At 54.2% G+C, this 21,037-nt stretch carries 21 protein-coding genes, 1 pseudogene and 1 other annotated feature; of the genes and pseudogenes, 5 read left to right on the forward strand and 17 right to left on the reverse strand.

Annotated features, from left to right (window positions below; translation table 11 throughout):
* Nucleotides 1–5: 5 nt before the first annotated feature.
* The 16 genes and pseudogenes from AAH446_RS02830 to AAH446_RS02905 form a co-directional block, all read right to left on the reverse strand.
* Complete coding sequence (locus AAH446_RS02830) at nucleotides 6–1,445, reverse strand: protein adenylyltransferase SelO (RefSeq protein ID WP_342905206.1); 1,440 nt, start codon at nucleotides 1,443–1,445, stop codon at nucleotides 6–8.
* Between the two features lie 106 nt (nucleotides 1,446–1,551).
* On the reverse strand, nucleotides 1,552–2,292 hold the full coding sequence (locus AAH446_RS02835) for an EAL domain-containing protein (RefSeq protein WP_342905207.1): 741 nt from the start codon (nucleotides 2,290–2,292) through the stop codon (nucleotides 1,552–1,554).
* A gap of 481 nt (nucleotides 2,293–2,773) precedes the next feature.
* Nucleotides 2,774–3,244, reverse strand: coding sequence for an NlpC/P60 family protein (locus tag AAH446_RS02840; protein WP_342905208.1), 471 nt, complete (start codon nucleotides 3,242–3,244; stop codon nucleotides 2,774–2,776).
* Between the two features lie 70 nt (nucleotides 3,245–3,314).
* Nucleotides 3,315–4,055: a vitamin B12 ABC transporter ATP-binding protein BtuD gene (gene btuD / locus AAH446_RS02845; RefSeq protein ID WP_342905209.1), complete on the reverse strand. Its 741-nt coding sequence runs from the start codon at nucleotides 4,053–4,055 to the stop codon at nucleotides 3,315–3,317.
* Entirely contained in the window at nucleotides 4,056–4,601 is a 546-nt protein-coding gene (locus AAH446_RS02850; protein WP_342905210.1) for a glutathione peroxidase, read from the reverse strand.
* A gap of 37 nt (nucleotides 4,602–4,638) precedes the next feature.
* Nucleotides 4,639–5,622 (reverse strand): vitamin B12 ABC transporter permease BtuC, encoded by a 984-nt coding sequence (gene btuC / locus AAH446_RS02855; RefSeq protein ID WP_342905211.1) that lies wholly within the window; start codon nucleotides 5,620–5,622, stop codon nucleotides 4,639–4,641.
* A gap of 116 nt (nucleotides 5,623–5,738) precedes the next feature.
* Entirely contained in the window at nucleotides 5,739–6,038 is a 300-nt protein-coding gene (ihfA, locus tag AAH446_RS02860) for an integration host factor subunit alpha (protein WP_017802142.1), read from the reverse strand.
* 4 nt (nucleotides 6,039–6,042) lie between these two features.
* A complete protein-coding gene (pheT, locus tag AAH446_RS02865; RefSeq protein ID WP_342905212.1) occupies nucleotides 6,043–8,430 on the reverse strand; it encodes a phenylalanine--tRNA ligase subunit beta in 2,388 nt (795 codons plus the stop codon).
* Nucleotides 8,431–8,444: 14 nt separating this feature from the next.
* Nucleotides 8,445–9,428 carry a phenylalanine--tRNA ligase subunit alpha gene (gene pheS, locus AAH446_RS02870; protein ID WP_342905213.1) on the reverse strand — a complete coding sequence of 328 codons (984 nt, stop codon included), beginning with the start codon at nucleotides 9,426–9,428 and terminating at the stop codon, nucleotides 8,445–8,447.
* 79 nt (nucleotides 9,429–9,507) lie between these two features.
* Nucleotides 9,508–9,633, reverse strand: a sequence feature (Phe leader region).
* A pseudogene (locus tag AAH446_RS02875) lies at nucleotides 9,583–9,624 on the reverse strand (hypothetical protein). Its footprint overlaps the feature before it by 42 nt.
* A 123-nt stretch (nucleotides 9,634–9,756) precedes the next feature.
* Nucleotides 9,757–10,113: a 50S ribosomal protein L20 gene (gene rplT / locus AAH446_RS02880; RefSeq protein WP_016169860.1), complete on the reverse strand. Its 357-nt coding sequence runs from the start codon at nucleotides 10,111–10,113 to the stop codon at nucleotides 9,757–9,759.
* A gap of 96 nt (nucleotides 10,114–10,209) precedes the next feature.
* On the reverse strand, nucleotides 10,210–10,407 hold the full coding sequence (gene rpmI / locus AAH446_RS02885) for a 50S ribosomal protein L35 (protein ID WP_010275699.1): 198 nt from the start codon (nucleotides 10,405–10,407) through the stop codon (nucleotides 10,210–10,212).
* A gap of 96 nt (nucleotides 10,408–10,503) precedes the next feature.
* Nucleotides 10,504–11,055, reverse strand: coding sequence for a translation initiation factor IF-3 (gene infC, locus AAH446_RS02890; protein WP_071995442.1), 552 nt, complete (start codon nucleotides 11,053–11,055; stop codon nucleotides 10,504–10,506).
* A 3-nt stretch (nucleotides 11,056–11,058) separates the two neighbouring features.
* Complete coding sequence (thrS, locus tag AAH446_RS02895) at nucleotides 11,059–12,987, reverse strand: threonine--tRNA ligase (RefSeq protein WP_342905214.1); 1,929 nt, start codon at nucleotides 12,985–12,987, stop codon at nucleotides 11,059–11,061.
* Between the two features lie 409 nt (nucleotides 12,988–13,396).
* Nucleotides 13,397–14,152 carry a DUF481 domain-containing protein gene (locus AAH446_RS02900; protein ID WP_342905215.1) on the reverse strand — a complete coding sequence of 252 codons (756 nt, stop codon included), beginning with the start codon at nucleotides 14,150–14,152 and terminating at the stop codon, nucleotides 13,397–13,399.
* Between the two features lie 361 nt (nucleotides 14,153–14,513).
* Nucleotides 14,514–15,644, reverse strand: a complete 1,131-nt coding sequence (locus tag AAH446_RS02905; RefSeq protein ID WP_342905216.1) for an ABC transporter substrate-binding protein — start codon at nucleotides 15,642–15,644, stop codon at nucleotides 14,514–14,516.
* A 246-nt stretch (nucleotides 15,645–15,890) separates the two neighbouring features.
* Between AAH446_RS02905 and ghoS the strand changes: the two genes are divergently transcribed.
* Together ghoS and AAH446_RS02915 are read left to right on the forward strand one after the other, a co-directional pair.
* Complete coding sequence (gene ghoS / locus AAH446_RS02910) at nucleotides 15,891–16,184, forward strand: type V toxin-antitoxin system endoribonuclease antitoxin GhoS (protein WP_342905217.1); 294 nt, start codon at nucleotides 15,891–15,893, stop codon at nucleotides 16,182–16,184.
* Nucleotides 16,185–16,289: 105 nt separating this feature from the next.
* A complete protein-coding gene (locus AAH446_RS02915) occupies nucleotides 16,290–17,183 on the forward strand; it encodes a fructosamine kinase family protein (protein ID WP_342905218.1) in 894 nt (297 codons plus the stop codon).
* 22 nt (nucleotides 17,184–17,205) lie between these two features.
* Here AAH446_RS02915 and AAH446_RS02920 read toward each other — a convergent pair whose 3' ends face one another.
* Nucleotides 17,206–17,745, reverse strand: a complete 540-nt coding sequence (locus tag AAH446_RS02920) for a YniB family protein (RefSeq protein ID WP_342905219.1) — start codon at nucleotides 17,743–17,745, stop codon at nucleotides 17,206–17,208.
* Nucleotides 17,746–17,956: 211 nt separating this feature from the next.
* Here AAH446_RS02920 and hxpB point away from each other — a divergent pair, with 211 nt between their 5' ends.
* The 3 genes from hxpB (at nucleotide 17,957) to AAH446_RS02935 (ending at nucleotide 21,009) form a co-directional block, all read left to right on the forward strand.
* Complete coding sequence (gene hxpB, locus AAH446_RS02925; protein WP_342905220.1) at nucleotides 17,957–18,628, forward strand: hexitol phosphatase HxpB; 672 nt, start codon at nucleotides 17,957–17,959, stop codon at nucleotides 18,626–18,628.
* A gap of 229 nt (nucleotides 18,629–18,857) precedes the next feature.
* On the forward strand, nucleotides 18,858–19,448 hold the full coding sequence (locus tag AAH446_RS02930) for a metal-dependent hydrolase (protein ID WP_342905221.1): 591 nt from the start codon (nucleotides 18,858–18,860) through the stop codon (nucleotides 19,446–19,448).
* Between the two features lie 163 nt (nucleotides 19,449–19,611).
* On the forward strand, nucleotides 19,612–21,009 hold the full coding sequence (locus AAH446_RS02935; RefSeq protein WP_342905222.1) for an L-cystine transporter: 1,398 nt from the start codon (nucleotides 19,612–19,614) through the stop codon (nucleotides 21,007–21,009).
* Nucleotides 21,010–21,037 lie beyond the last annotated feature (28 nt).

A 21,037-nucleotide genomic window follows, 5' to 3' on the forward strand; every position in this document is an offset into this window, starting at 1 on the left:
CGACTTTAGCTTGAACAGCTCACTTCCAGCTTCTTGCCCCAGTCGGGCGGGCGGCGCATCAGATCGGCAAATTCAGGGGCATCGTTAAACGGCTGGCTCAGCGCCTGCTGCAGTCGCGACAGCACGCTGACGTCATCCTTTTCCGCCCGTTCAATCGCCTGCTGCGCCAGGTAATTTCTCAGCACGATCGCCGGGTTTACCTGCTTCATTTTCTGCTGACGTTCTTCGTCACCGATCCCTTCTTTAAGTAACCGCTGACGGTAGATGTTATACCAGCTGTCAAACGCCTCACGGTCAATAAATTCGTCACGCAGCGGTGATGACGATTGCTGCTGCGCCGTTTCACTCAGCAGGCGGAAGGTTAACGTATAGTCGCTGCCTTCACGGCTCATCATCGCCAGCAGGTTGGTCAGTATCTCGTTGTCATCGCTCTCCTGAGTATACAGCCCGAGCTTCGCCCGCATCTGTTCGCCCCAGCAGCGCATCAGCTCAGTTTCATAGCCAGAAAGCGCCTGCTTAAGCTGCTCCGTACTTAACAGGCCGGAGAGCGTATGGGCCAGCCGGTTCAGGTTCCACAAGCCGATCATCGGCTGGTTCTCAAAGCTGTAGCGTCCCTGATAGTCGGAATGGTTACAGATGAAATCAGGTTTATAGTCATCCAGAAAGCCGTAAGGACCGTAGTCAAGCGTGAGTCCCAGGATGGACATATTGTCCGTATTCATTACGCCGTGAGCGAAGCCAATACTCTGCCAGTGAGCGATCAGCCTTGCGGTACGCTTTACCACGTCGCTGAACCAGAGCAGATAGCGATCGGCCTCTTCCTGTAAGTGCGGCCAGTGATGACGGATAGCGTAATCAGCAAGCTGACGTACCTTTTCCGGTTCGCCAGCATAGAAGAAGTGTTCAAAATGGCCAAAGCGGAGGTGACTTTCGGCTACGCGAAGCAGCATGGCTCCCCGCTCGGGCGTTTCGCGGTAGACGGGTTCGTCGCTGGTCACCACCGTTAACGCGCGGGTGGTCGGTATGCCAAGATGATGCATCGCCTCAGAGGCAAGGAATTCCCGCAGGGAGGAGCGCAGCACCGCCCTGCCGTCGCCCATTCGTGAATAGGGCGTCAGCCCGGCCCCTTTCAGATGCCAGTCCATTTTTCTGCCATCCTCCAGCTGCTGTTCTCCGAGCAGCAGGCCCCGCCCATCGCCCAGCTGACCGGCCCAGACGCCAAACTGATGCCCGCTGTAAACCTGAGCCAGCGGCTGCATACCGGGCAACAGCGCTTCACCGCTCCAGAGCGGTGTCTTATCTTCTCTGAACCAGCTTTCATCAAGCCCGAGTTCCCGTGCCAGCGACGGGCTGTGACAAAGCAGACGGGAGTGGCTTAATGGCGTTGGCTGAAGGGCGGTATAAAATCCCTCGAGTTCACGGTGCCAGGTGTTATTGAATTGCATGACTTCCCCTCCAGATCAGCCGACGCAGCCGCATCAGGCTTGCGTCACAGTAGTCTTAAGTGTAACCCCCCTGAAAAGGGGTGAACACAGACACATTGCAGGGGTATCAGAATTGGCGTTCGGCGAAGGCTTCAGGCGGGTGAATTAAGGACTCCAGCGACTCATCGCTGGCGGACGAAAACAGCGTGCTCTGAATACCATCAAAGGGAAATTCGCTGATTCGATCCAGACCGGACAGGTCATCCACGCCCTGAATGATGACCCGCTGACAATGGGGTTTGATATGTTCCAGCATCGCGTTGATAAAAGGTCTGAATGACAATTTATTGATATTCTGCTGAATAAAGCCCTTATCCAGTTTTATCGTGGTGAAAAGATTGTCGTAAGCCGCCTTTGATGAGGCTTTGCCCGCGCCATAATTCTCCAGGCTGAGATCGAAGCGCGCCTTGAGCGCCATCAGGCAGGTATTCTCACACCCCAGCGTAAAGTCCGTAAAGCTTTCGTTAATCTCCAGTTCCAGTCCCTGAAGTAAAGCCAGTTTACGCACAAGAATCTCGTTATCAAGCAGGAGACTTGCGGTCGGCGCATCGATATTCAATGCCATTCTGACGCCATGCCGGCAAAAGAAATCATGGTGCTTTTCAAGGCTGTTAATCTGCTTCTGTAATAAAATAATTCGCTGGTCGTTATCTAACTGCGGCAGCAACATCTCCTGAGGGATTATCACATTTGCCGTGCTGTGGGAAAAATGTGTCATCAGCTTAACGGCAATAAGCTTGCCGCCAAAACTGTAGATGGGGTAAAAAGTAGAGTAACTCTTATAATCCGCTGCCAGATGGATTTTCATTATATTTAGCCATGATGAATTGGCGACCTTCACTTTCATCTTCGGCAAACGACCATCTTCAGGATCGGCATCTGATGAAAAGTCCAGGCGTACCAGACGATACCCTCAGTTACCCAGAACGCTTAAAGCGGCAGGTGAAGGGCCCGGTAGATCACAAAATATCGCGATCCGGGTAGTGAGCGGCACCAGCGCCTCTGCAATCTGAAGAATGACGGGTATAAAGTATGTCCGTTAGAATAGCTTAACCTGACACATAATTTTTATAAAAGATACTTCACCCGATAAAGAAAAACAGGAGACGCCCGTATCAGCACATCATGGCTTTATTGCTGCGTCTGAAATATGACGTAGTTCACGGTTGAACATCCGTTACTCAGCGGCTCAAAGATATAATGCTTTAAAAGCCCCGGGCATTAATCCTCTTTTGTTAAATCAAATGATGAAATATTATACTTTTCCTGGCGTACTATTAGCAGCCTGGTTACCCATCAACCTGAATCCGTCTCGCCTGCCAGAATACCTTTTTCCAGTAAACATTATTTAATGAAGAGCGGATAACACCCCGACTGGTAGAAGCATGAATAAAACGATCGTTAGTATCATAGATACCTACATGCAGACCGTTTTCGCCACTGCCGGTTTTAAAGAAAACCAAATCGCCCGGAAGCAGCACATCTTTATCTATTCTGGTGCCGATTTTGGTCTGGGCCGCGGTGGTTCTTGGCAACTGAATACCAAAACGATCCCGGAATGTCAGCAAGACGAAACCCGAACAGTCAACGCCGCGATGCGATGTCCCGCCATAGCGATAGGGCGTCCCATGCCATGCGTTAAGCTGGTCGTCGAGTTGCGCAATTACCATGACGGAATCGGCAAGGCGTCCATCCGGGGGCGGCGCGTGGCTGCTACAGCCCGCAAGCAGAACAATAATAAACAGGAGCCAGTAGCGCATTGAACAATCCTTTAAAAGAGCCTTCTACTCTACCTGCTCATCACGGCAGCTGACAATGTCAGATGTAGGGTCATGAATGGGTGGAAAGCATCTCATAGCCGTCAACGGCTAAACGCCGGAACGGCACCTGATACACCGCACTCAGGGTCACTGGCTGAAGGACATCCTTCACGCTTCCCTGACTGACCATCTCTCCCCTTTTCATCAGCCAGACGTACTGGGCGTGATGGAGGGTATGATTGATATCGTGACCGCTGACAATCGCGGTCAGCCCTTCTGCAATCAGGGAGGCAAGATGGGCATCAAAGGCGGCCTGCTGGGCGAGATCCAGCCCGCTCAGCGGTTCGTCAAGCAGCAGAAGTTTGCCTTCTGGCTGGGCAATCTGGCAGAACATAGCGGCCAGCCGGACGCGCTGCCACTCCCCACCGGAGAGCTGAGTGAGCGGCCGGTCCAGCTTGTCCTCCAGCTGAAAAGTCTGGCTGAGCGCCAGCAGCCTCTGCTCATCATCCGGCGCGTGCGGGAGCCGGTGCAGGTCCAGGTAGTGCCAGACCGGCATTCTCCCTGCCGGAAGCTGCTGCTGATGCAGGTAAGCCCGCCGCCGCGCCAGGCTGTTCACCGGCCACGCCTCAAGCCTTTTACCGGCAAACAGAATGTCGCCGCTGGCAGGCAGTAATCCCGACAGCGCGGCCAGCAGCGAGCTTTTCCCTGCCCCGTTGGGCCCGAGCAGGTGAATCAGCTCTCCCTGACGAACCTCAGCGCTAAAGGGGGAAAAGCGCTGGCTGACCGCGACCTCGCGACACTCAAGCAGCATTTATTTTGCCAGCGCCATTTTGATACTTTCCATGACAATGGGATCTTCTGGCGTCATATCTGGAGAAAAACGCTGGATCACAGTCCCGTCACGGCCAATCAGGAATTTTTCAAAATTCCACAGGATATCGCCCTGCACCTGAGGCGCACGCCCTTTACTGACCATTCGCGCCAGAAAACCACTCTCTTCCGGCGCAACGGCCTCCGGTTTGGCGGCGATCAGCTGCTGGTAGAGCGGATGGCGCTCCGGGCCGTTAACCTCAATCTTGCTGAACATCGGAAAGGTAACGCCGTAGGTAGTGCTGCAAAAAGTTTTGATCTCTTCGTCGCTGCCCGGCTCCTGGCCAAGAAAAGCATTGCAGGGGAAGCCGAGAACGGAGAAGCCCTGCGGATGCCAGGCTTTATGAATATTCTCCAGCTGCTCATATTGTGGGGTCAGGCCACATTTTGATGCCACGTTTACCACCAGCAATACTTCGCCCTGCCACCGGGCCAGCGTCGTACGTTCACCATCCAGCGTAACCAGTTCTGTATCAAAAATAGTCATGGGCTTATCCTGTTGTCATGGAAAGAAACCCCCGATATCAGGGGCGATTTTTCAATAATAGCCAGATAAATACCGGCGCGCCCAGCGTGGCCGTCACCACGCCAATGGGCAACTCTGCCGAGGAGATCGCCAGTCGGGCAATAATGTCAGCGGCGAGCAGTACGGCTCCGCCAGAAAGGGCGCAGGCGGGCAGCAGAGTGCGGTGGTCGTGCAGGCCGTTGAGCCTGAGAATATGTGGCACCACCAGCCCGACAAAGCCGATCGCGCCCGCAAGCGCCACGCTTACGCCCGTCAGCCAGCCAATGGCAACCACCAGCAGATTGCGCCACAGCAGCAGCGACAGCCCCAGCTGGCGGGCGGAAACGTCGCCCAGCGCAATCAGATTAAGTACCTGCCAGCGGGAGCAGAGCCAGAACAGCAGAGGCACCAGCGCCAGCATCAGCCAGCCGTAGCGCCAGTCCACGCCGCTGAAGCCGCCCATCATCCAGTACATCAGCTGCCGCAGGTCAAGGTTGCTGCTGAAGTAGACGGCCCAGGTCATCACCGCGCTGCAAATGATCCCCAGTGCCACCCCCGCCAGCAGAAGCCGGCTGTTCGAAAGCGCACGGCGTGAGAAGCGCAGCAGAATAAGTGTGACGACCAGTGCGCCCGCGACGGCAAACAGGCTGAGCTGCCAGATGGCGTCCGTGGCGGAAAACACGCCCAGCACCAGCCCGACGCCCGCGCCATTGGAAACGCCAAGCAGTCCGGGTTCCGCCAGCGGATTTTCAAACAGCGCCTGCATAACGGCTCCGGCGACGGCCAGCGAGGCTCCCACCAGCAGTACGGCCAGCGTACGCGGCAGGCGCAGCTGCCCGACAAAGAGTTCGCCCTGCGGGGTAAACCAGTCGGCAGGCGATAACCAACGCTCACCGGCGCACAGGCTGAGCATAAACATCAGGAGTGTGAACAGCAGCAGGCCACCCAGCCAGCGCTGCTGGTGACGCACCGCGCGTTCCTTCAGGGATGATAGTACAGTCATTTATCTCAGTATCAGTACGCAACCGCAACAACCTGTAATGCGGCAGCAGATCCCTCTCATTGCCAGCAGGGAAATATGAAAAAGGCCGCATACGCGGCCTTTTTTACTGGCAGAAATCAGTCTTCTTTTGGTGAGGCGTTCTCAACCCGGCTTTTCAACTTTTGCCCCGGGCGGAAAGTCACCACCCGGCGCGCCGTAATAGGAATGTCTTCACCAGTTTTGGGATTACGTCCCGGACGTTGGTTTTTGTCGCGAAGGTCGAAGTTGCCAAAACCTGACAGTTTGACCTGTTCACCATTTTCCAAAGCGCGGCGTACCTCTTCGAAAAACAGCTCAACCAGCTCTTTGGCATCCCGTTTGCTCAGGCCCAGCTTCTCAAACAGGTATTCAGACATTTCAGCTTTTGTAAGCGCCATAGGTTCAATCCCTCAAGGTTGCCTGGAATCGCTCTTTTAACGCTGCAACACATTTGGCGACGGTTGCAGCAATCTCCTCTTCTTCGAGTGTCCGGCTGGTATCTTGCAAAATCAGGCTGATAGCGAGGCTCTTAAAACCTTCATTTACGCCCTTACCACGGTACACATCAAACAAGTTTACGCCAACTATCTGATTTACGCCAACTTTCTTACACTCCGCGATGATATCTGCTGCCGGGACATTTTCAGCCACCACAACGGCGATATCGCGGCGGTTTGCCGGGAAGCGCGAAATCTCGCTCGCATCAGGCAGGACGCGGTCTGCCACCTTATCCCACTCCAGTTCGAACACCAGGGTACGGCCGTTAAGATCCAGTTTCCGTTCAAGTTCCGGGTGCACCACACCGATAAAACCAATCCGTTCACCGCGTAAATAAATGGCGGCGCTCTGACCTGGGTGCAGCGCAGGATTCGCTTCAACACGGAACTCAATATCGTCCAGTTTGCCGGTTAAATCCAGGACGGATTCTAAATCACCTTTCAAATCATAGAAGTCAACTGCCTGACGCGCCAGATCCCAGTGCTCTTCATAGCGGGTACCGCTAATCACGCCCGCCAGCATAACGTCCTGACGGATGCCCAGGTTTGCTTGTGTATCAGGCACAAAGCGCAGCCCGCTTTCGAACAGACGTACGCGGCTTTGCTGACGATTCTGATTGTAAACCACCGCTGAGAGCAGGCCGCTCCACAGCGAAAGGCGCATAGCGGACATCTCTACCGAAATCGGGCTTGGCAGCAGCAGATTCTCTTCACCCGGATGCAGCAGCGCCTGAACTTTCGGATCGACGAAGCTGTAGGTAATGGCTTCCTGGTAGCCTTTGTCTACCAGCATCGCTTTGACGCGCTTGAGCGACAGGCTCGCCTCATGATGGCGAGTCATCACCAGACCGGCCTGAACGGGCACATCTGGAATGTTGTTATAGCCGTAAATACGCGCGACTTCTTCCACCAGATCTTCTTCGATTGCGATGTCGAAGCGCCAGCTGGGCGCGACGGCTTTCCACTCACCTTCGGTAGCAGTGACTTCGCAGCCCAGACGGCTCAGAATATCGGTGACGTCCCCATCGGCGATTACATGGCCAATCAGGCGATCCAGCTTTTCACGACGCAGCGTAATAGTGGCGCGTTGCGGCAATGCAGCTTCGCTGGTGACGTCAATGACCGGGCCAGCTTCGCCGCCGCAGATATCAAGAAGCAGGCGCGTAGCGCGCTCTATTGCTTTAAACTGTAGCGCCGGATCGACACCGCGCTCATAACGGTGGGAAGCATCGGTGTGCAGCCCCAGGCGACGTGCGCGGCCGGTAATCGACAGCGGGCTGAAGAACGCACATTCAAAAAGGACGCTGGTCGTTTCTTCATTAACGCCCGAGTGCTCGCCGCCAAAAATCCCGCCCATGGCCAGCGCTTTATGGTGATCGGCAATTACTAAGGTATCAGCATTTAGCTTCGCTTCTGTGCCGTCAAGCAGCGTCAGGGTTTCGCCCTCTTCCGCCATCCGCACAACGATCCCGCCGTCAATGCGGTCGAGATCGAAGGCATGCATCGGCTGCCCCAGCTCAAGCAGCACAAAGTTGGTGATATCAACAACCGGATCGATGGAGCGGATGCCGCAGCGACGCAGCTTTTCACGCATCCACAGAGGCGTATTCGCCTTCACGTTAATATTCCTGACCACACGACTCAGATAGCGCGGGCAGGCGTCTGGCGCATCCACGCGGATCGGGAACGTCTCCTGGATGGAAGCCGCAACGGGCGTAATATCCGGTTCGGTCAGAGGAAGCTTATTCAGCACGGCCACATCACGCGCCACGCCCAGGATGCTCAGGCAGTCAGCACGGTTCGGGGTAACGCTGATTTCGATGGTGCTGTCGTCAAGCTTGAGGAATTCCCGGATATCGGTACCCACTGTCGCATCCTGCGGCAGTTCGATAATGCCGCTATGATCGTCAGAAATACCCAGTTCGGAGAAGGAGCAAAGCATCCCTTCAGAAGGCTCGCCGCGCAGCTTGGCCGCCTTAATTTTAAAGTCGCCCGGCAGTACTGCACCGATGGTGGCGACGGCCACTTTGAGGCCCTGACGGCAGTTTGGCGCACCGCAAACAATATCAAGCAGGCGCTCGCCGCCAACGTTGATTTTAGTGACGCGCAGTTTATCCGCGTTCGGGTGCTGGCCGCATTCCACCACTTCACCCACCACCACGCCATGGAAAGTGCCGGCGACGGCTTCCAAGCCGTCCACTTCCAGGCCGGCCATGGTAATCTGTTCTGAGAGTGCTGCGCTGTCGATGGCCGGGTTAACCCACTCACGCAACCAGAGTTCGCTGAATTTCATCGGAAGACCCGCCTTTATTTAAACTGTTTGAGGAAACGTAAATCATTTTCGAAGAAGGCACGCAGATCGGTCACGCCATAGCGCAGCATGGTCAGACGCTCCATTCCCATACCAAAGGCGAAGCCTGAATAGACCTCAGGGTCGATGCCTACATTGCGCAGCACGTTCGGATGCACCATGCCGCAGCCCAGCACTTCCAGCCATTTACCGTTTTTACCCATCACGTCCACTTCAGCAGAGGGTTCGGTAAACGGGAAGTAAGAGGGACGGAAACGCACCTGTAAATCTTCCTCAAAGAAGTTGCGCAGGAAATCGTGCAGCGTCCCTTTCAGATTGGTAAAGCTGATGTTCTTATCTACGATCAAGCCTTCCATCTGGTGGAACATTGGCGTGTGGGTCTGATCGTAGTCATTACGGTAGACGCGGCCAGGGGCGATGATGCGGATCGGCGGCTGCTGGTTTTTCATGGTGCGGATCTGCACGCCGGAAGTCTGGGTGCGCAGCAGACGCGTGGCGTCGAACCAGAAGGTGTCGTGGTCGGCGCGCGCCGGGTGATGGCCGGGGATATTCAGCGCATCGAAATTGTGATAGTCATCCTCAATTTCCGGTCCGGTTACCACGGCAAAGCCCAGCTCGCCAAAGAACGTCTCAATGCGGTCGATAGTGCGGGTAACCGGGTGCAGGCCGCCATTTTCGATACGGCGACCCGGCAGCGAAACGTCAATGGTCTCTTCTGCAAGGCGTGCGTTCAGTGCAGCGGACTCCAGCGTGTTCTTACGGGCATTCAGCGCATCCTGAACCTGCTGTTTCGCTTCATTAATTACCGCACCGGCTGCCGGACGCTCTTCCGCAGGCAGCTCGCGCAGCGTGGTCATCTGCAGCGTCAGATGCCCTTTTTTCCCGAGATATTCAACGCGTACCGTGTCTAACGCGGCAACATCGTGGGCATCCGCAATGGCCGCTTGCGCGTTTGCCACCAGTTCTGCTAGATGTGACATGCTTTCCTCTTCTTCCAGCCCCCGTGGCCGGTCTGTTTTTTATGGGGACGACGGGTCGTCCGATATCAGCGACGCCAGAAACAAAAAAGCCTCCACGAGGGAGGCTTTCGGCGCGAATTTTCGTTTCTTTTCTTTGCGCAGAAGCCCCCGATACTCAGGTGCTAAAGTAAAAAAAGAAACGAAAATTGGCGTTCATGCTTGTGTACCTTGTTACCCTGCCCGATCCTGCAACGTGCCCACTATTGAAAAGCGCAGCGGCAGAAATGTCAAACTTTTGCGAAGGTTACATAAAATAAAAGAGGGAGACAAGCTCCCTCTTCCATCTGACTTACGCCAGAGCTGATTTCGCTTTTTCTACCAGTGCAGTAAATGCCACTTTGTCGAATACAGCGATGTCAGCCAGAATCTTACGGTCGATCTCAATAGATGCCTTTTTCAGGCCATTGATGAAACGGCTGTAAGAGATACCGTTAGTGCGTGCCGCGGCGTTGATACGCGCGATCCACAGCTGACGGAACTGACGCTTACGCTGACGACGGTCACGGTAAGCATACTGACCAGCTTTGATAACAGCCTGGAAGGCAACGCGGTAAACACGTGAACGTGCACCGTAATAGCCTTTAGCTTGTTTTAAGATTTTTTTGTGACGTGCGCGAGCAACTACACCACGTTTTACACGAGCCATTTAGCTCTCCTGTTAATATTCTGTTTTACCTTCCCCCTTCCGTCGTGCCACACCTGGCGGCCATCCGGAAGCGGTTGGGTACTAAAAAGGGTTTACTTAAGCGTACGGCAGGCAGGCAATAACCAGACCCAGATCGCCTTTAGATACCAGGCCTTTAGGGCGCAGGTGGCGTTTACGCTTGGTAGACTTTTTGGTCAGAATATGACGCAGGTTAGCGTGCTTACGCTTGAAGCCGCCAGAGGCGGTCTTCTTGAAGCGCTTGGCGGCGCCACGTACAGTTTTAATCTTTGGCATTTAAAACATCCACTTCGCATTGTTAATAAAATGAACCAGACAGGCGAATAAAAACCGCGCGGCGCGAAGCCGCGGCGGCGTTTATTACTTTTAAGCCTACTGTTTCTTCTTCGGAGCGAGCACCATGATCATCTGACGACCTTCGATCTTCGAAGGGAAGGATTCGACAATCGCCAGATCCATGTCTTCACACAGATCTTTACGGACGCGGTTAAGCACTTCCATACCGATCTGCTGGTGCGCCATTTCACGACCGCGAAAACGCAGCGTGATTTTGGCTTTATCGCCCTCTTCGAGAAAGCGAATCAGGTTGCGTAGTTTTACCTGATAGTCGCCATCATCGGTTCCAGGACGGAATTTAATTTCCTTAACCTGGATAACTTTTTGCTTCTTCTTCTGTTCTTTAGAAGATTTGCTTTTTTCGTAAAGGAATTTGCCGTAATCCATGATACGACAAACGGGCGGCTCGGCGTTAGGGCTGATTTCAACTAAATCAACGCCCGCCTCTTCAGCTTTTTCTAAAGCCTCATTCAGACTGACAATACCAATCTGCTCGCCATCGACGCCAGTCAGACGTACCTCTGTGGCGCGGATTTCTCTGTTAATGCGATTAGGACGCGCCGGTTGAACTCGTTTTCCGCCTTTAATACTTTATTCCTCCAGTTGATGAAGATTGCGACTGCGTATCTCTTGCTGCAGCTTCGCGATCACGTCATTTACATCCATGCTTCCCAGGTCTTTACCACGGCGGGTGCGAACGGCAACTTTGCCTGCTTCCACCTCTTTATCACCACAGACCAACATATACGGGACACGACGTAAAGTGTGCTCGCGGATTTTAAAGCCAATCTTCTCGTTTCTCAAGTCCGCTTTTACCCGAATGCCCGCATTCTGAAGTTTTTGGGTCAATTCTGCAACATATTCGGACTGGCCATCGGTGATATTCATCACCACTACTTGTACAGGAGCGAGCCAGGTTGGGAAGAAACCGGCATACTCTTCGGTAAGAATACCGATAAAGCGCTCCACAGAACCCAGAATTGCACGGTGGATCATCACCGGCACCTGACGTTCATTGTTTTCGCCTACGTATGAGGCGCTGAGGCGACCCGGCAGCGAGAAGTCCAGCTGAACGGTGCCGCACTGCCAGGCGCGGTCAAGGCAGTCGTGCAGGGTAAACTCAATTTTCGGGCCGTAAAAGGCGCCTTCGCCCGGCTGGTATTCGAACGGAATATTGTTCTCTTCCAGCGCGGCGGCCAGGTCAGCCTCGGCACGGTCCCACTGCTCGTCGGAGCCAATACGCTTAACCGGACGGGTAGAGAGTTTTACCGCAATTTTTTCAAAACCGAAAGTGCCATACATATCGTAGACCATACGAATGCAGCTGTTCACCTCGGCGCGCACCTGCTCTTCCGTACAGAAGATGTGAGCATCATCCTGGGTGAAGCCGCGAACGCGCATCAGGCCGTGCAGCGCACCGGAAGGTTCATTACGGTGGCAGCTACCAAACTCGGCCATACGCAGCGGCAGGTCGCGGTATGATTTTAGACCCTGATTGAAAATCTGCACGTGTCCTGGGCAATTCATTGGTTTGATGCAGTATTCACGGTTCTCCGAAGAGGTGGTGAACATCGCTTCTTTGTAGTTTTCCCAGTGTCCGGTTTTTTCCCAGAGAACGCGGTCCATCATCAGCGGACCCTTCACTTCCTGATAGTCATATTCGGTCAGCTTGCTGCGCACAAAAACTTCCAGCTCGCGGAAGATCGTCCAGCCATCATTGTGCCAGAAGACCATACCCGGTGCTTCTTCCTGCATATGGTAGAGGTCAAGCTGCTTACCGATTTTACGGTGGTCGCGCTTGCCCGCTTCTTCCAGACGCTGCAGGTAAGCCGCCAGCTGCTTTTTGTCAGCCCAGGCAGTACCGTAGATGCGCTGAAGCATCTTATTGTTGCTGTCGCCGCGCCAGTAAGCACCGGAAATTTTCTGAAGTTTGAAATGGTGACAGAAGCGCATGTTCGGCACGTGAGGGCCACGGCACATGTCCACATATTCTTCGTGATGATAAAGGCCAGGCTGGTCATCATGGCTGATATTTTCATCAAGAATCGTCATCTTGTAGGTTTCGCCACGGGCGGCAAACGCGTCACGCGCTTCCTGCCAGCTCACCTTTTTCTTGATGACGTCATAATTCGTTTCGGCCAGCTGGTGCATACGCTTTTCCAGCAGCTCAATATCTTCCTGAGTCAGGGTGCGGTCAATGTCGACATCGTAGTAGAAGCCGTTGTCGATAACCGGGCCTATGGCCATTTTGGTGTCAGGCCACAGCTGCTTGATAGCATGACCGAGCAGGTGCGCGCACGAGTGGCGGATAATTTCCAGACCTGCTTCGTCTTTCGCGGTGATGATAGCGACATTCGCATCGTCGGTAATCGGATCGGCGGCATCCACCAGCTCACCATTTACGCGACCGGCGATACAGGCTTTCGCCAGGCCAGGACCGATATCCTGAGCAATGTCCATCACGCTGACGGCGTGGTCGAAAATACGCTGACTTCCATCAGGAAGAGTAATTACGGGCATTTAACATCCTTAATTGCAGTGGTAACCCATACGCAAGGCTACATACAAAAGTCATTTTTCACTTTATACAACAAGCTGTTAGCACTTGAAACCGACTCACATTTGCCAGTTTGGTACACAGCCTGGTATACCTGAACAAAAGTTTGCCTCTGGCAAAAAACTCTTGAGAAGCGAACATCTTACACGCCATGGAGACAAATTGCACGACGCGGCGACCTGTCACATTGAATCAGTAAACCGACTGACATCATCAACTTAAGAATGGGAACGTATGAAGGCTGCCTTAAGGGAAATCAGAACGCGTTGCGTTAATCGCGCAAGGAAGGTGCTGTCGGGCTGCGGGCTTAGTAGCAAAGTAGCCCGCCCAAAAATATTGCGATGGGCCGGCGGTAAACCAGCCCACAGCGGACTACATTGCGTAGGAGAGCATGACGGAGGTTTTAGTGTCCGTTTTATCCGGCGCTGAGGCAGGCGGATTCTGGTTCCAGGTGACGTTATAGGCCAGCTTCAGCGAGAAGTGATCGTTAATGGCTACCTGTAAACCCGTTTCGGAGTTGACGGTAGTGTCATCGCTGCCCAGAACGGAAACGCCCTGCACAAACCGTGTCGTATCCGTCAGCTGCCACTGATAGCTTACTGCACCGTAGGCCAGCACCTGAGTGTCATCGCCGCCGTCATGATAGTCATCATAACGTACGCCAGGACCCGCTTCCAGACGCAGCGAGTGGATGGGGCCATTCAGCAGCTGACGACCGTAACCGGCCACGAGAATGGAGCGACCATCGTAACCGTTAAAGCGATCGCTCAGCCAGCTTGCCTGGCCAAAGAGATAGTCATAATTATTGACGTTGAAGCGTGAACGCCCACCGATCTGATAGGTTTCGGCTGAACGCTCATCATTTGATGAGGTATTGGTCGCATTTCCCCAAAGGCTCCAGGCCATTCTTTCCTGATACCAGGTCATATTGGTATTCGCCGAAAGCGATGAGCTGGTGGTATTGCCGGTCTGAGCAAGATAACCCGCCGACGCGTTACCTTCGAAATCTTTCTTTGCCGTGGCCGGATCATCCATGACCGTAAACACGTTATTATCAGCCACTGCCTGCTGGCAGAGCGCGCCACCGGCGAGCAAAAGAACTACAGAGAGCTTGTTAAGCGCTTTCATTAAATGTGATCCATACGACAATGTGAAAAAAAGGAGTCTGAAGAATTCTGAAGGGCGATCAATGCAATTTACGCCTGAAATCGTAACATTTTATTAAATCGCGCTTTTTTCCGCGGGAGAAGTGAAAAAGCCACTTAAATGGGAGTATTCCCATTACCGGCGCGGATTATAGAAGGTATTCGATCGTTTTACAGCAGGCTGTAAATAAGATTTTTCTTCAAGATGTATCTGTCTGATTGCAAAGTGTTTCTCAATAAAACAGCCCGTCCTTAAAGCCGTTATTCCCTACCCCACTCATGTGTTACTCAATGAAACGCCTCCCTTAAGAAGACGTTTACACTTCATTCCTTTGCGCTGCGTTTCACTCTGAAGGAGCCTGTGCACCCAATATGCCTTTCCCCAACGGCACCTGCGTGAACTGGGTGACGATCTCTTTCCAGGTCTGATTCGGGTCCAGAGAGGTAAACTGCTGCGGATAAATAAACTTCGCCAGATACTCCAGCCCGACAATGTTGTAAGGATGGTTATAGAAGTGGTGATAAATACCGTAGAAATGGCCGTTCCTGACGGCGGAAACTTGCGCAAAGCCGGGACGCTGCTTCATGTTGTTAAACGCAGCGTTGACCTGAGCCTGGGTGACGTTATAGCCAAAAGGCACGGCGGCGTTAGCGTTGGTTGCCCACTGCGCGCCGGAAATAATATAAGTATCCGGCTTCATGGCGATAACTTTCTCCAGCGAGACATCGCCAGTGGCGCCGGGCAGCAGTTCTGAACCAATATTCTTCGCCCCCACCGCTTCCACCATTGCGCCCCAGCCTACGTGCGCATGGGTGAAACAGCAGGACTCCAGTCCGCCCAGCCCCGCCTTCGCCTCTACAAACACCAGCGGCTGCGGCCTGACGCTGCGGGTTTTATCAATAATCGCCTGATAGTGGCGCTGATAAAAATCGGTATAGGCTTTTGCTTCTGCTTCACGATTCAGCGCCACACCCAGCGTGGTAATACTGGCGGGGGTATCGGTAACTGGATTTTCAAAAGTATCAATAAACAGCACCGGCACGCCCAGCTGCTTCATTTTGTCCAGCACGCCGGTCTGTACGAGTGAAGGTCTGGAGCGAAGTTGCGCGATCATCAGATCGGGATGTTGCGCCACCACGCTTTCAAGATTGACCTCGCCCTTATCGCTAAAGCCCATATCGGTGATTTTACCGGACTCAGGCCACTTTTTGTTCATCAGTGACCAGGTAGCGCCGTCGCTTTTTTTCAGCAAATTATTCCAGGCAACCAGACGATGAAACGGATTATCGCGATCCAGCAAAGCCAGAGCGAGAATGTCGCGTCCGTCCTGGAGCACGATGCGCCGGGGCTCTTTTTTAAGGGTAATTTGCTGGCCATCAATGTCGGTCAGCGTGACGGGATAAGTGGTTGCCAAAGCGGAGGAGGAGATCGCCAGCAGAGTGGTCAGAGAAGCATATTTCAGAGCAGGTAGCACGTCAGGCTCCAGAGCATAAAAAAGGTTGCAAAATAGTAATGATAATTAATCTCATTATCAACCTGTCATTTCCCTCTCCGCCGTCCTCGCTGCCAATAGACTAAGCTTATAATCCGCAGTTGATTGAAAAGTTAGTTCAGGTGGCGCTTCTTAGTGAAAGGACCTGTTTGTTCTCAGCTCTCATTAGGGTCAGCATTTTATATAAACCGCCGTTCTTTAATGATTTCAGATTTAACGAGGTGAAATATGGGTACATCAGACGTTGTGCAGTACGTAGTGACTTTCCGCTATCAGGAAGACGGCCTGACCGATATTCTTGAACTTAACAGTGCCCTGGTTAACGGGGGTTTTTCCACCGCGCTTAGCGATAAGGAGGGCCATCCTCGTGAGCTGGGCACCAACAGTTTCGGCATCGTCAGCGCGCTGGATGAAGAGAGCGTCCGTCAACAGGCTGAAGGCCTGGCAGAGATGGCGCTGGGCCAGAAGCCTGAGGTGGAGATACAGACCTGGGAAGCGTTCCAGCAGGAGACTAAAAGCTAATATTTTGTAAAAGATCGCCTCTGCCGTGCGCAACCGCTGGTTTTGGTTATTATTTAAGCGTTACTATCAGCATCTCTGCAATGTACAGCGAAAGAGGAAAACCCGATGTGGTCAGCCATTAGTCGTCTGTTAAGCGAGTACTCAGGCAGCGCAGAAATCAGCGAGCGTACGGAACTTCCGGGCGGCGACGTCCATCCCGCCTGGCGTATCCGCTACGGGGAACGGGAGGTTTTTGTGAAGTGTAACAGCCGTGAAATGCTGGATCTCTTCACCTGGGAGGCTGACCAGCTGCAGATGCTGGCCCGGACAAAGACAGTAAGGGTGCCCGAAGTTTACGGCGTTGGCAGCGATCGGGATGTCAGCTTCCTTCTGCTTGAATATATCCCCCTGCGTCCGCTTGATGAGCAGAGCGCCTGGCAGCTGGGCGAACAGCTTGCACAGCTGCATCAGTGGAGTGAACAGACGCAGTTTGGGCTTGATTACGATAACAATATCACCACCTCTCCCCAACCCAACAGCTGGCTGCGACGCTGGTCAGTCTTTTTTGCCGAGCAGCGTATTGGCTGGCAGCTTCAGCTGGCCGCGGAAAAAGGCATTCAGTATGGCAATATCGAGCTGATCGTTCAGTGCGCCCAGCGCGTTCTGAGCACCCACCAGCCCCAGCCTTCTCTGCTACATGGCGATCTCTGGCCCGCCAACTGCGGCGGCAGTGACACTGGCCCATGGATTTTCGATCCGGCCTGCTACTGGGGCGATCGGGAATGCGACCTGGCGATGCTTGCCTGGTATCCCACGCTGCCCCGGCAAATCCTTGAAGGCTATCAGTCGGTCTGGCCTCTTCCCCAGGACTTCCGGCAGCGTCAGTCCGTTTATCAGCTCTACTATCTGCTCAACCGGGCGAACGTATTTGGCGGTCACTGGCTCGGCGAGGCGCAGCAGGCGGTTGGCGCGCTGCTTGATGAAGATGAGCTGGGAAAACAGCACGCCCGCCCGGCCTGAGGCGGGAGAGCATCGCCGCTTATCAGTAGATAAAGCCGAGCAGTTTAAGGATGAAGTAGCCGCCCGCAGCGATAAGTACTGGCAGTACATAGAGGGGAAAAATCTGCAAAAAAATCGTGTGGCGCGGCACGACAAGCTTCTCTTCCAGCTGCTGACGGCTGCGGCCTTCAGCGCCTCGGGCATTCTCCAGAATAAGCTGATCCTCGATCCCTTCTTTCAGATGCCTCGACTGTCGCCACATTCTGGCTCCCGAAGCCTGAAGCGCCAGTCCGACGAAAATCAGTATGTAGATCAGCCAGAAGCTGAGATTACTGGAATGATTGAAGTCCGGCACCGGAGAGCGACTCCAGAAGCCATTAAGAAAGGAAGTATTGAAGCGGATCATATCGATCATAACGTGTGAAAAATCCTGCATTACAGCGTTGATCCCTTCCCGCTGCTCCCGGCTTTTTTCCAGAAAAAGCATCAGTGAAATAAGCGTGGAAATCAGTGCCGGAATAAAAATAATCCAGCCAGCGATGCGCTTCACTATCGCAACTCTGCCAGCCTGTTGATATGTCATGCTTTCTCCTGTCCTTTTGATGTAAGGCTCTAAGTTTACCCTCAGCCGGTAAAATGTGCCTGAAAAAAGTGATGCTGTTATGCATCGGCTACAGCAGGCTTCCTTCTGTCTCAGCAGGAAGCGAGCCTTGCAGGCAGAGAGGGAGTCCGCGGATGTTGCCTGCCAGCACTTCATGCTAAGGTGTTCACAAACTGTTTAACGGAGCCGTAAAATGTCCTATTCCCGTCCTGTGCTTGCTGCGATTTTTGATATGGATGGCCTGCTGATTGACTCAGAGCCGCTGTGGGATCGCGCTGAGATGGACATTTTTTCCACTCTGGAAGTGGATCTTTCCCGTCGTGGCGAACTGCCAGACACGCTGGGACTGCGCATCGATCAGGTCGTACGGATGTGGTATGAAACGCTGCCCTGGAACGGCCCCAGTCAGCAGGAAGTGACGCAGCGCATCATTACCCGGGCGCTGAATCTGGTGCAGGAAACCCGCCCGCTGCTGCCCGGCGTGGAGTCAGCGCTGAAACTCTGCAAGGCGGAAGGCTTAAAAATCGGGCTGGCCTCTGCTTCTCCGCTGCATATGCTGGAGCACGTGCTGGAGATGTTTAACCTTCGTGACTATTTTGACGCCGTCGTCTCTGCCGAATCACTGCCCTACAGCAAGCCGCATCCGCAGGTCTATCTTGACGCGGCGGCACAGCTCGGCGTCGATCCGCTTAACTGCGTTGCGCTGGAGGATTCGGTTAACGGTATGATTGCCACCAAAGCCGCCCGCATGCGCTCTGTGGTTATTCCCGCACCCGATTTTGCAGATGATGCACGCTGGGCGCTGGCCGACGTCCAGCTCTCCTCTCTGGAGGCGCTGAGCACGGCCCATCTGCACGGAAAATAGGTAACGGGCCTGCCGGCCGCAGAAAGGGCTGCCGGCAGGGACCGGAATCAATCAGCAGCGCAGTGCCGCAATGGTTTGCTGACTGTTAAAAACGAAACTGGCAGGGTTAAAACGAACTTTTTATCAGTTTGTTAAAATATTTATCTTTGGTTACAGCGTCACATATTTATTCTACTGTATATATCCCCTATACTGGATGGATTGACAGCAATGCAGCCAGGTATTTCCCATGACGGCCGAAGGCCATCTTCTTTTCGCCATCGCCAGCGCTATTTTTGCCAAACGGGCGGAACTGACCCCCGAACTGGCTAACGGCGACTGGTGGCACGTTGTTCCGGCGACGCTGCTGACCTGCCTGCTGCCCGATATCGATCATCCCAAATCGTTTCTCGGTCAGCGGTTCCGCTGGCTCTCGCAGCCCATCGCCCGCGCTTTTGGACACCGCGGATTTACCCACAGTCTGCTGGCGGTGCTGGGTGGTATTGCGCTGTTCCAGCTCAAGGTCCCTCAGGGCGCGTTTATCCCCGCCGATGCCTTACAGGGCATGGTACTGGGCTACCTTAGCCATATCGTGGCCGATATGCTCACGCCTGCGGGCGTTCCGCTGCTCTGGCCCTGCCGCTGGCGGTTCCGCTTTCCCATACTCAGAAGCCAGAATGGGAATCAGCTTGAGCGTACCCTGTGCCTGATACTGATCGGTTGCGCCCTGTGGTTTCAGCCTGAAATGACGCCTTTTGGCGCCTCAGGCTGGCCTGCGGATATGGTGATCTGGGTCCAAAACGGGCTTGATCGCCTCATTCCTGCGCAATCCGCTCACTAAGCCAGCGGAAAACAGCATTTAGTTATAACCCATTCCATTTGAGTATATAGCCGCGCAGAAATGAACTGCTACCATGCTGGCACTGCGCGCATTTGCTGCGCGATAAAACTAGATGAAGCGATACGGCGAAGGCAAAATCGCTGTTCTGACTGGAGACATGGGGATGAATCTTCCACTACTTGCTAACCTCGCCGCCTTTGTGGCGCTGTTAGTTATTCTCGCGAAAAGCGGCAGCGCAGGCTGGAGCCTGTCCAAAAAAGTTCTGGTAGGCCTGGTTATTGGCGTACTGTTTGGCCTGGTGCTGCATACTATTTATGGTTCTGACAGCCCGGTTCTGAAAGAGTCGATAAGCTGGTTTAATATTGTCGGTAATGGCTACGTACAGCTGCTGCAGATGATTGTCATGCCGCTGGTCTTTGTCTCGATCCTGAGTGCCGTGGGCCGTCTGCATAACGCGTCCGCACTGGGCAAAATCAGCGTGATGACGATTGGCGTGCTGCTGTTCACCACCGCGATCTCCGCGCTGGTCGGCGTCTTTGTGACCTGGCTGTTCGACCTTAATGCCAACGGTCTGGTACAGGGCGCGCAGGAAACGGCGCGGCTGGCCGCGTTGCAGACCAATTATGCCGGTAAGGTTGCCGACCTCTCCACGCCGCAGCTGCTGCTCTCATTTATTCCTAAAAACCCGTTTGCGGAACTGGCAGGTGCCAGCCCGACCTCAATTATCAGCGTGGTGATTTTCGCCGCCTTCCTGGGCGTGGCGGCGCTGCATCTGCTGCGTGATGACAAGCCGAAAGGTGAGCGCGTGCTGGCGGCTATCGATGTCCTGCAGTCGTGGGTGATGAAGCTGGTTCGTCTGATCATGAAGCTGACGCCGTTCGGCGTGATGGCGCTGATGACCAAAGTTGTCGCCAGCTCCAACGTGGCCGACATCGTCAAGCTGGGCGGTTTTGTGGTCGCCTCCTACCTCGGTCTGGCGATGATGTTTGCCGTACATGCCCTGCTGCTGTCGGTGAATGGCGTCAATCCGAAGCGCTTTTTCCGCAAAGTCTGGCCGGTGATCACCTTCGCCTTTACCAGCCGTTCAAGCGCCGCCACCATTCCGCTTAACGTGGAAGCACAGACGCGCCGACTGGGCGTGCCGGAGTCTATCGCCAGCTTCTCCGCCTCGTTTGGCGCCACTATCGGCCAGAACGGCTGTGCAGGACTCTATCCGGCGATGCTGGCGGTGATGGTTGCTCCGACCGTCGGCATCAACCCCTTCGATCCGCTCTGGATCGCTACGCTGGTGGGCATTGTCACCCTCAGTTCCGCCGGCGTGGCTGGCGTGGGCGGCGGGGCGACCTTCGCGGCGCTGATTGTGCTGCCCACCATGGGCCTGCCCGTCACGCTGGTGGCGCTGCTGATCTCCATTGAGCCGCTGATCGACATGGGCCGTACGGCGCTGAACGTGAACGGATCAATGACGGCCGGTACGCTGACCAGCCAGTGGCTGAAGCAGACCGATAAAGCGTTGCTGAACGCTGATGCTGAACACGACGTTGAGCTTGCTCACCGCTAACCGCACTTCCGGGGCCGGCATCTGCCGG

The sequence above is a fragment of the Erwinia psychrophila genome (assembly GCF_039023475.1).
Lineage (GTDB): Bacteria > Pseudomonadota > Gammaproteobacteria > Enterobacterales > Enterobacteriaceae > Erwinia.

Bases quoted from the DNA above. Each gene is read 5' to 3' on its own strand.
- AAH446_RS02830 (WP_342905206.1), bottom strand. From the start codon at position 1,445: ATGCAATTCAATAACACCTGGCACCGTGAACTCGAGGGATTTTATACC.
- AAH446_RS02835 (WP_342905207.1), bottom strand. From the start codon at position 2,292: ATGAAAATCCATCTGGCAGCGGATTATAAGAGTTACTCTACTTTTTAC.
- AAH446_RS02840 (WP_342905208.1), bottom strand. From the start codon at position 3,244: ATGCGCTACTGGCTCCTGTTTATTATTGTTCTGCTTGCGGGCTGTAGC.
- btuD (WP_342905209.1), bottom strand. From the start codon at position 4,055: ATGCTGCTTGAGTGTCGCGAGGTCGCGGTCAGCCAGCGCTTTTCCCCC.
- AAH446_RS02850 (WP_342905210.1), bottom strand. From the start codon at position 4,601: ATGACTATTTTTGATACAGAACTGGTTACGCTGGATGGTGAACGTACG.
- btuC (WP_342905211.1), bottom strand. From the start codon at position 5,622: ATGACTGTACTATCATCCCTGAAGGAACGCGCGGTGCGTCACCAGCAG.
- ihfA (WP_017802142.1), bottom strand. From the start codon at position 6,038: ATGGCGCTTACAAAAGCTGAAATGTCTGAATACCTGTTTGAGAAGCTG.
- pheT (WP_342905212.1), bottom strand. From the start codon at position 8,430: ATGAAATTCAGCGAACTCTGGTTGCGTGAGTGGGTTAACCCGGCCATC.
- pheS (WP_342905213.1), bottom strand. From the start codon at position 9,428: ATGTCACATCTAGCAGAACTGGTGGCAAACGCGCAAGCGGCCATTGCG.
- rplT (WP_016169860.1), bottom strand. From the start codon at position 10,113: ATGGCTCGTGTAAAACGTGGTGTAGTTGCTCGCGCACGTCACAAAAAA.
- rpmI (WP_010275699.1), bottom strand. From the start codon at position 10,407: ATGCCAAAGATTAAAACTGTACGTGGCGCCGCCAAGCGCTTCAAGAAG.
- thrS (WP_342905214.1), bottom strand. From the start codon at position 12,987: ATGCCCGTAATTACTCTTCCTGATGGAAGTCAGCGTATTTTCGACCAC.
- AAH446_RS02900 (WP_342905215.1), bottom strand. From the start codon at position 14,152: ATGAAAGCGCTTAACAAGCTCTCTGTAGTTCTTTTGCTCGCCGGTGGC.
- ghoS (WP_342905217.1), top strand. From the start codon at position 15,891: ATGGGTACATCAGACGTTGTGCAGTACGTAGTGACTTTCCGCTATCAG.
- AAH446_RS02915 (WP_342905218.1), top strand. From the start codon at position 16,290: ATGTGGTCAGCCATTAGTCGTCTGTTAAGCGAGTACTCAGGCAGCGCA.
- AAH446_RS02920 (WP_342905219.1), bottom strand. From the start codon at position 17,745: ATGACATATCAACAGGCTGGCAGAGTTGCGATAGTGAAGCGCATCGCT.
- hxpB (WP_342905220.1), top strand. From the start codon at position 17,957: ATGTCCTATTCCCGTCCTGTGCTTGCTGCGATTTTTGATATGGATGGC.
- AAH446_RS02930 (WP_342905221.1), top strand. From the start codon at position 18,858: ATGACGGCCGAAGGCCATCTTCTTTTCGCCATCGCCAGCGCTATTTTT.
- AAH446_RS02935 (WP_342905222.1), top strand. From the start codon at position 19,612: ATGAATCTTCCACTACTTGCTAACCTCGCCGCCTTTGTGGCGCTGTTA.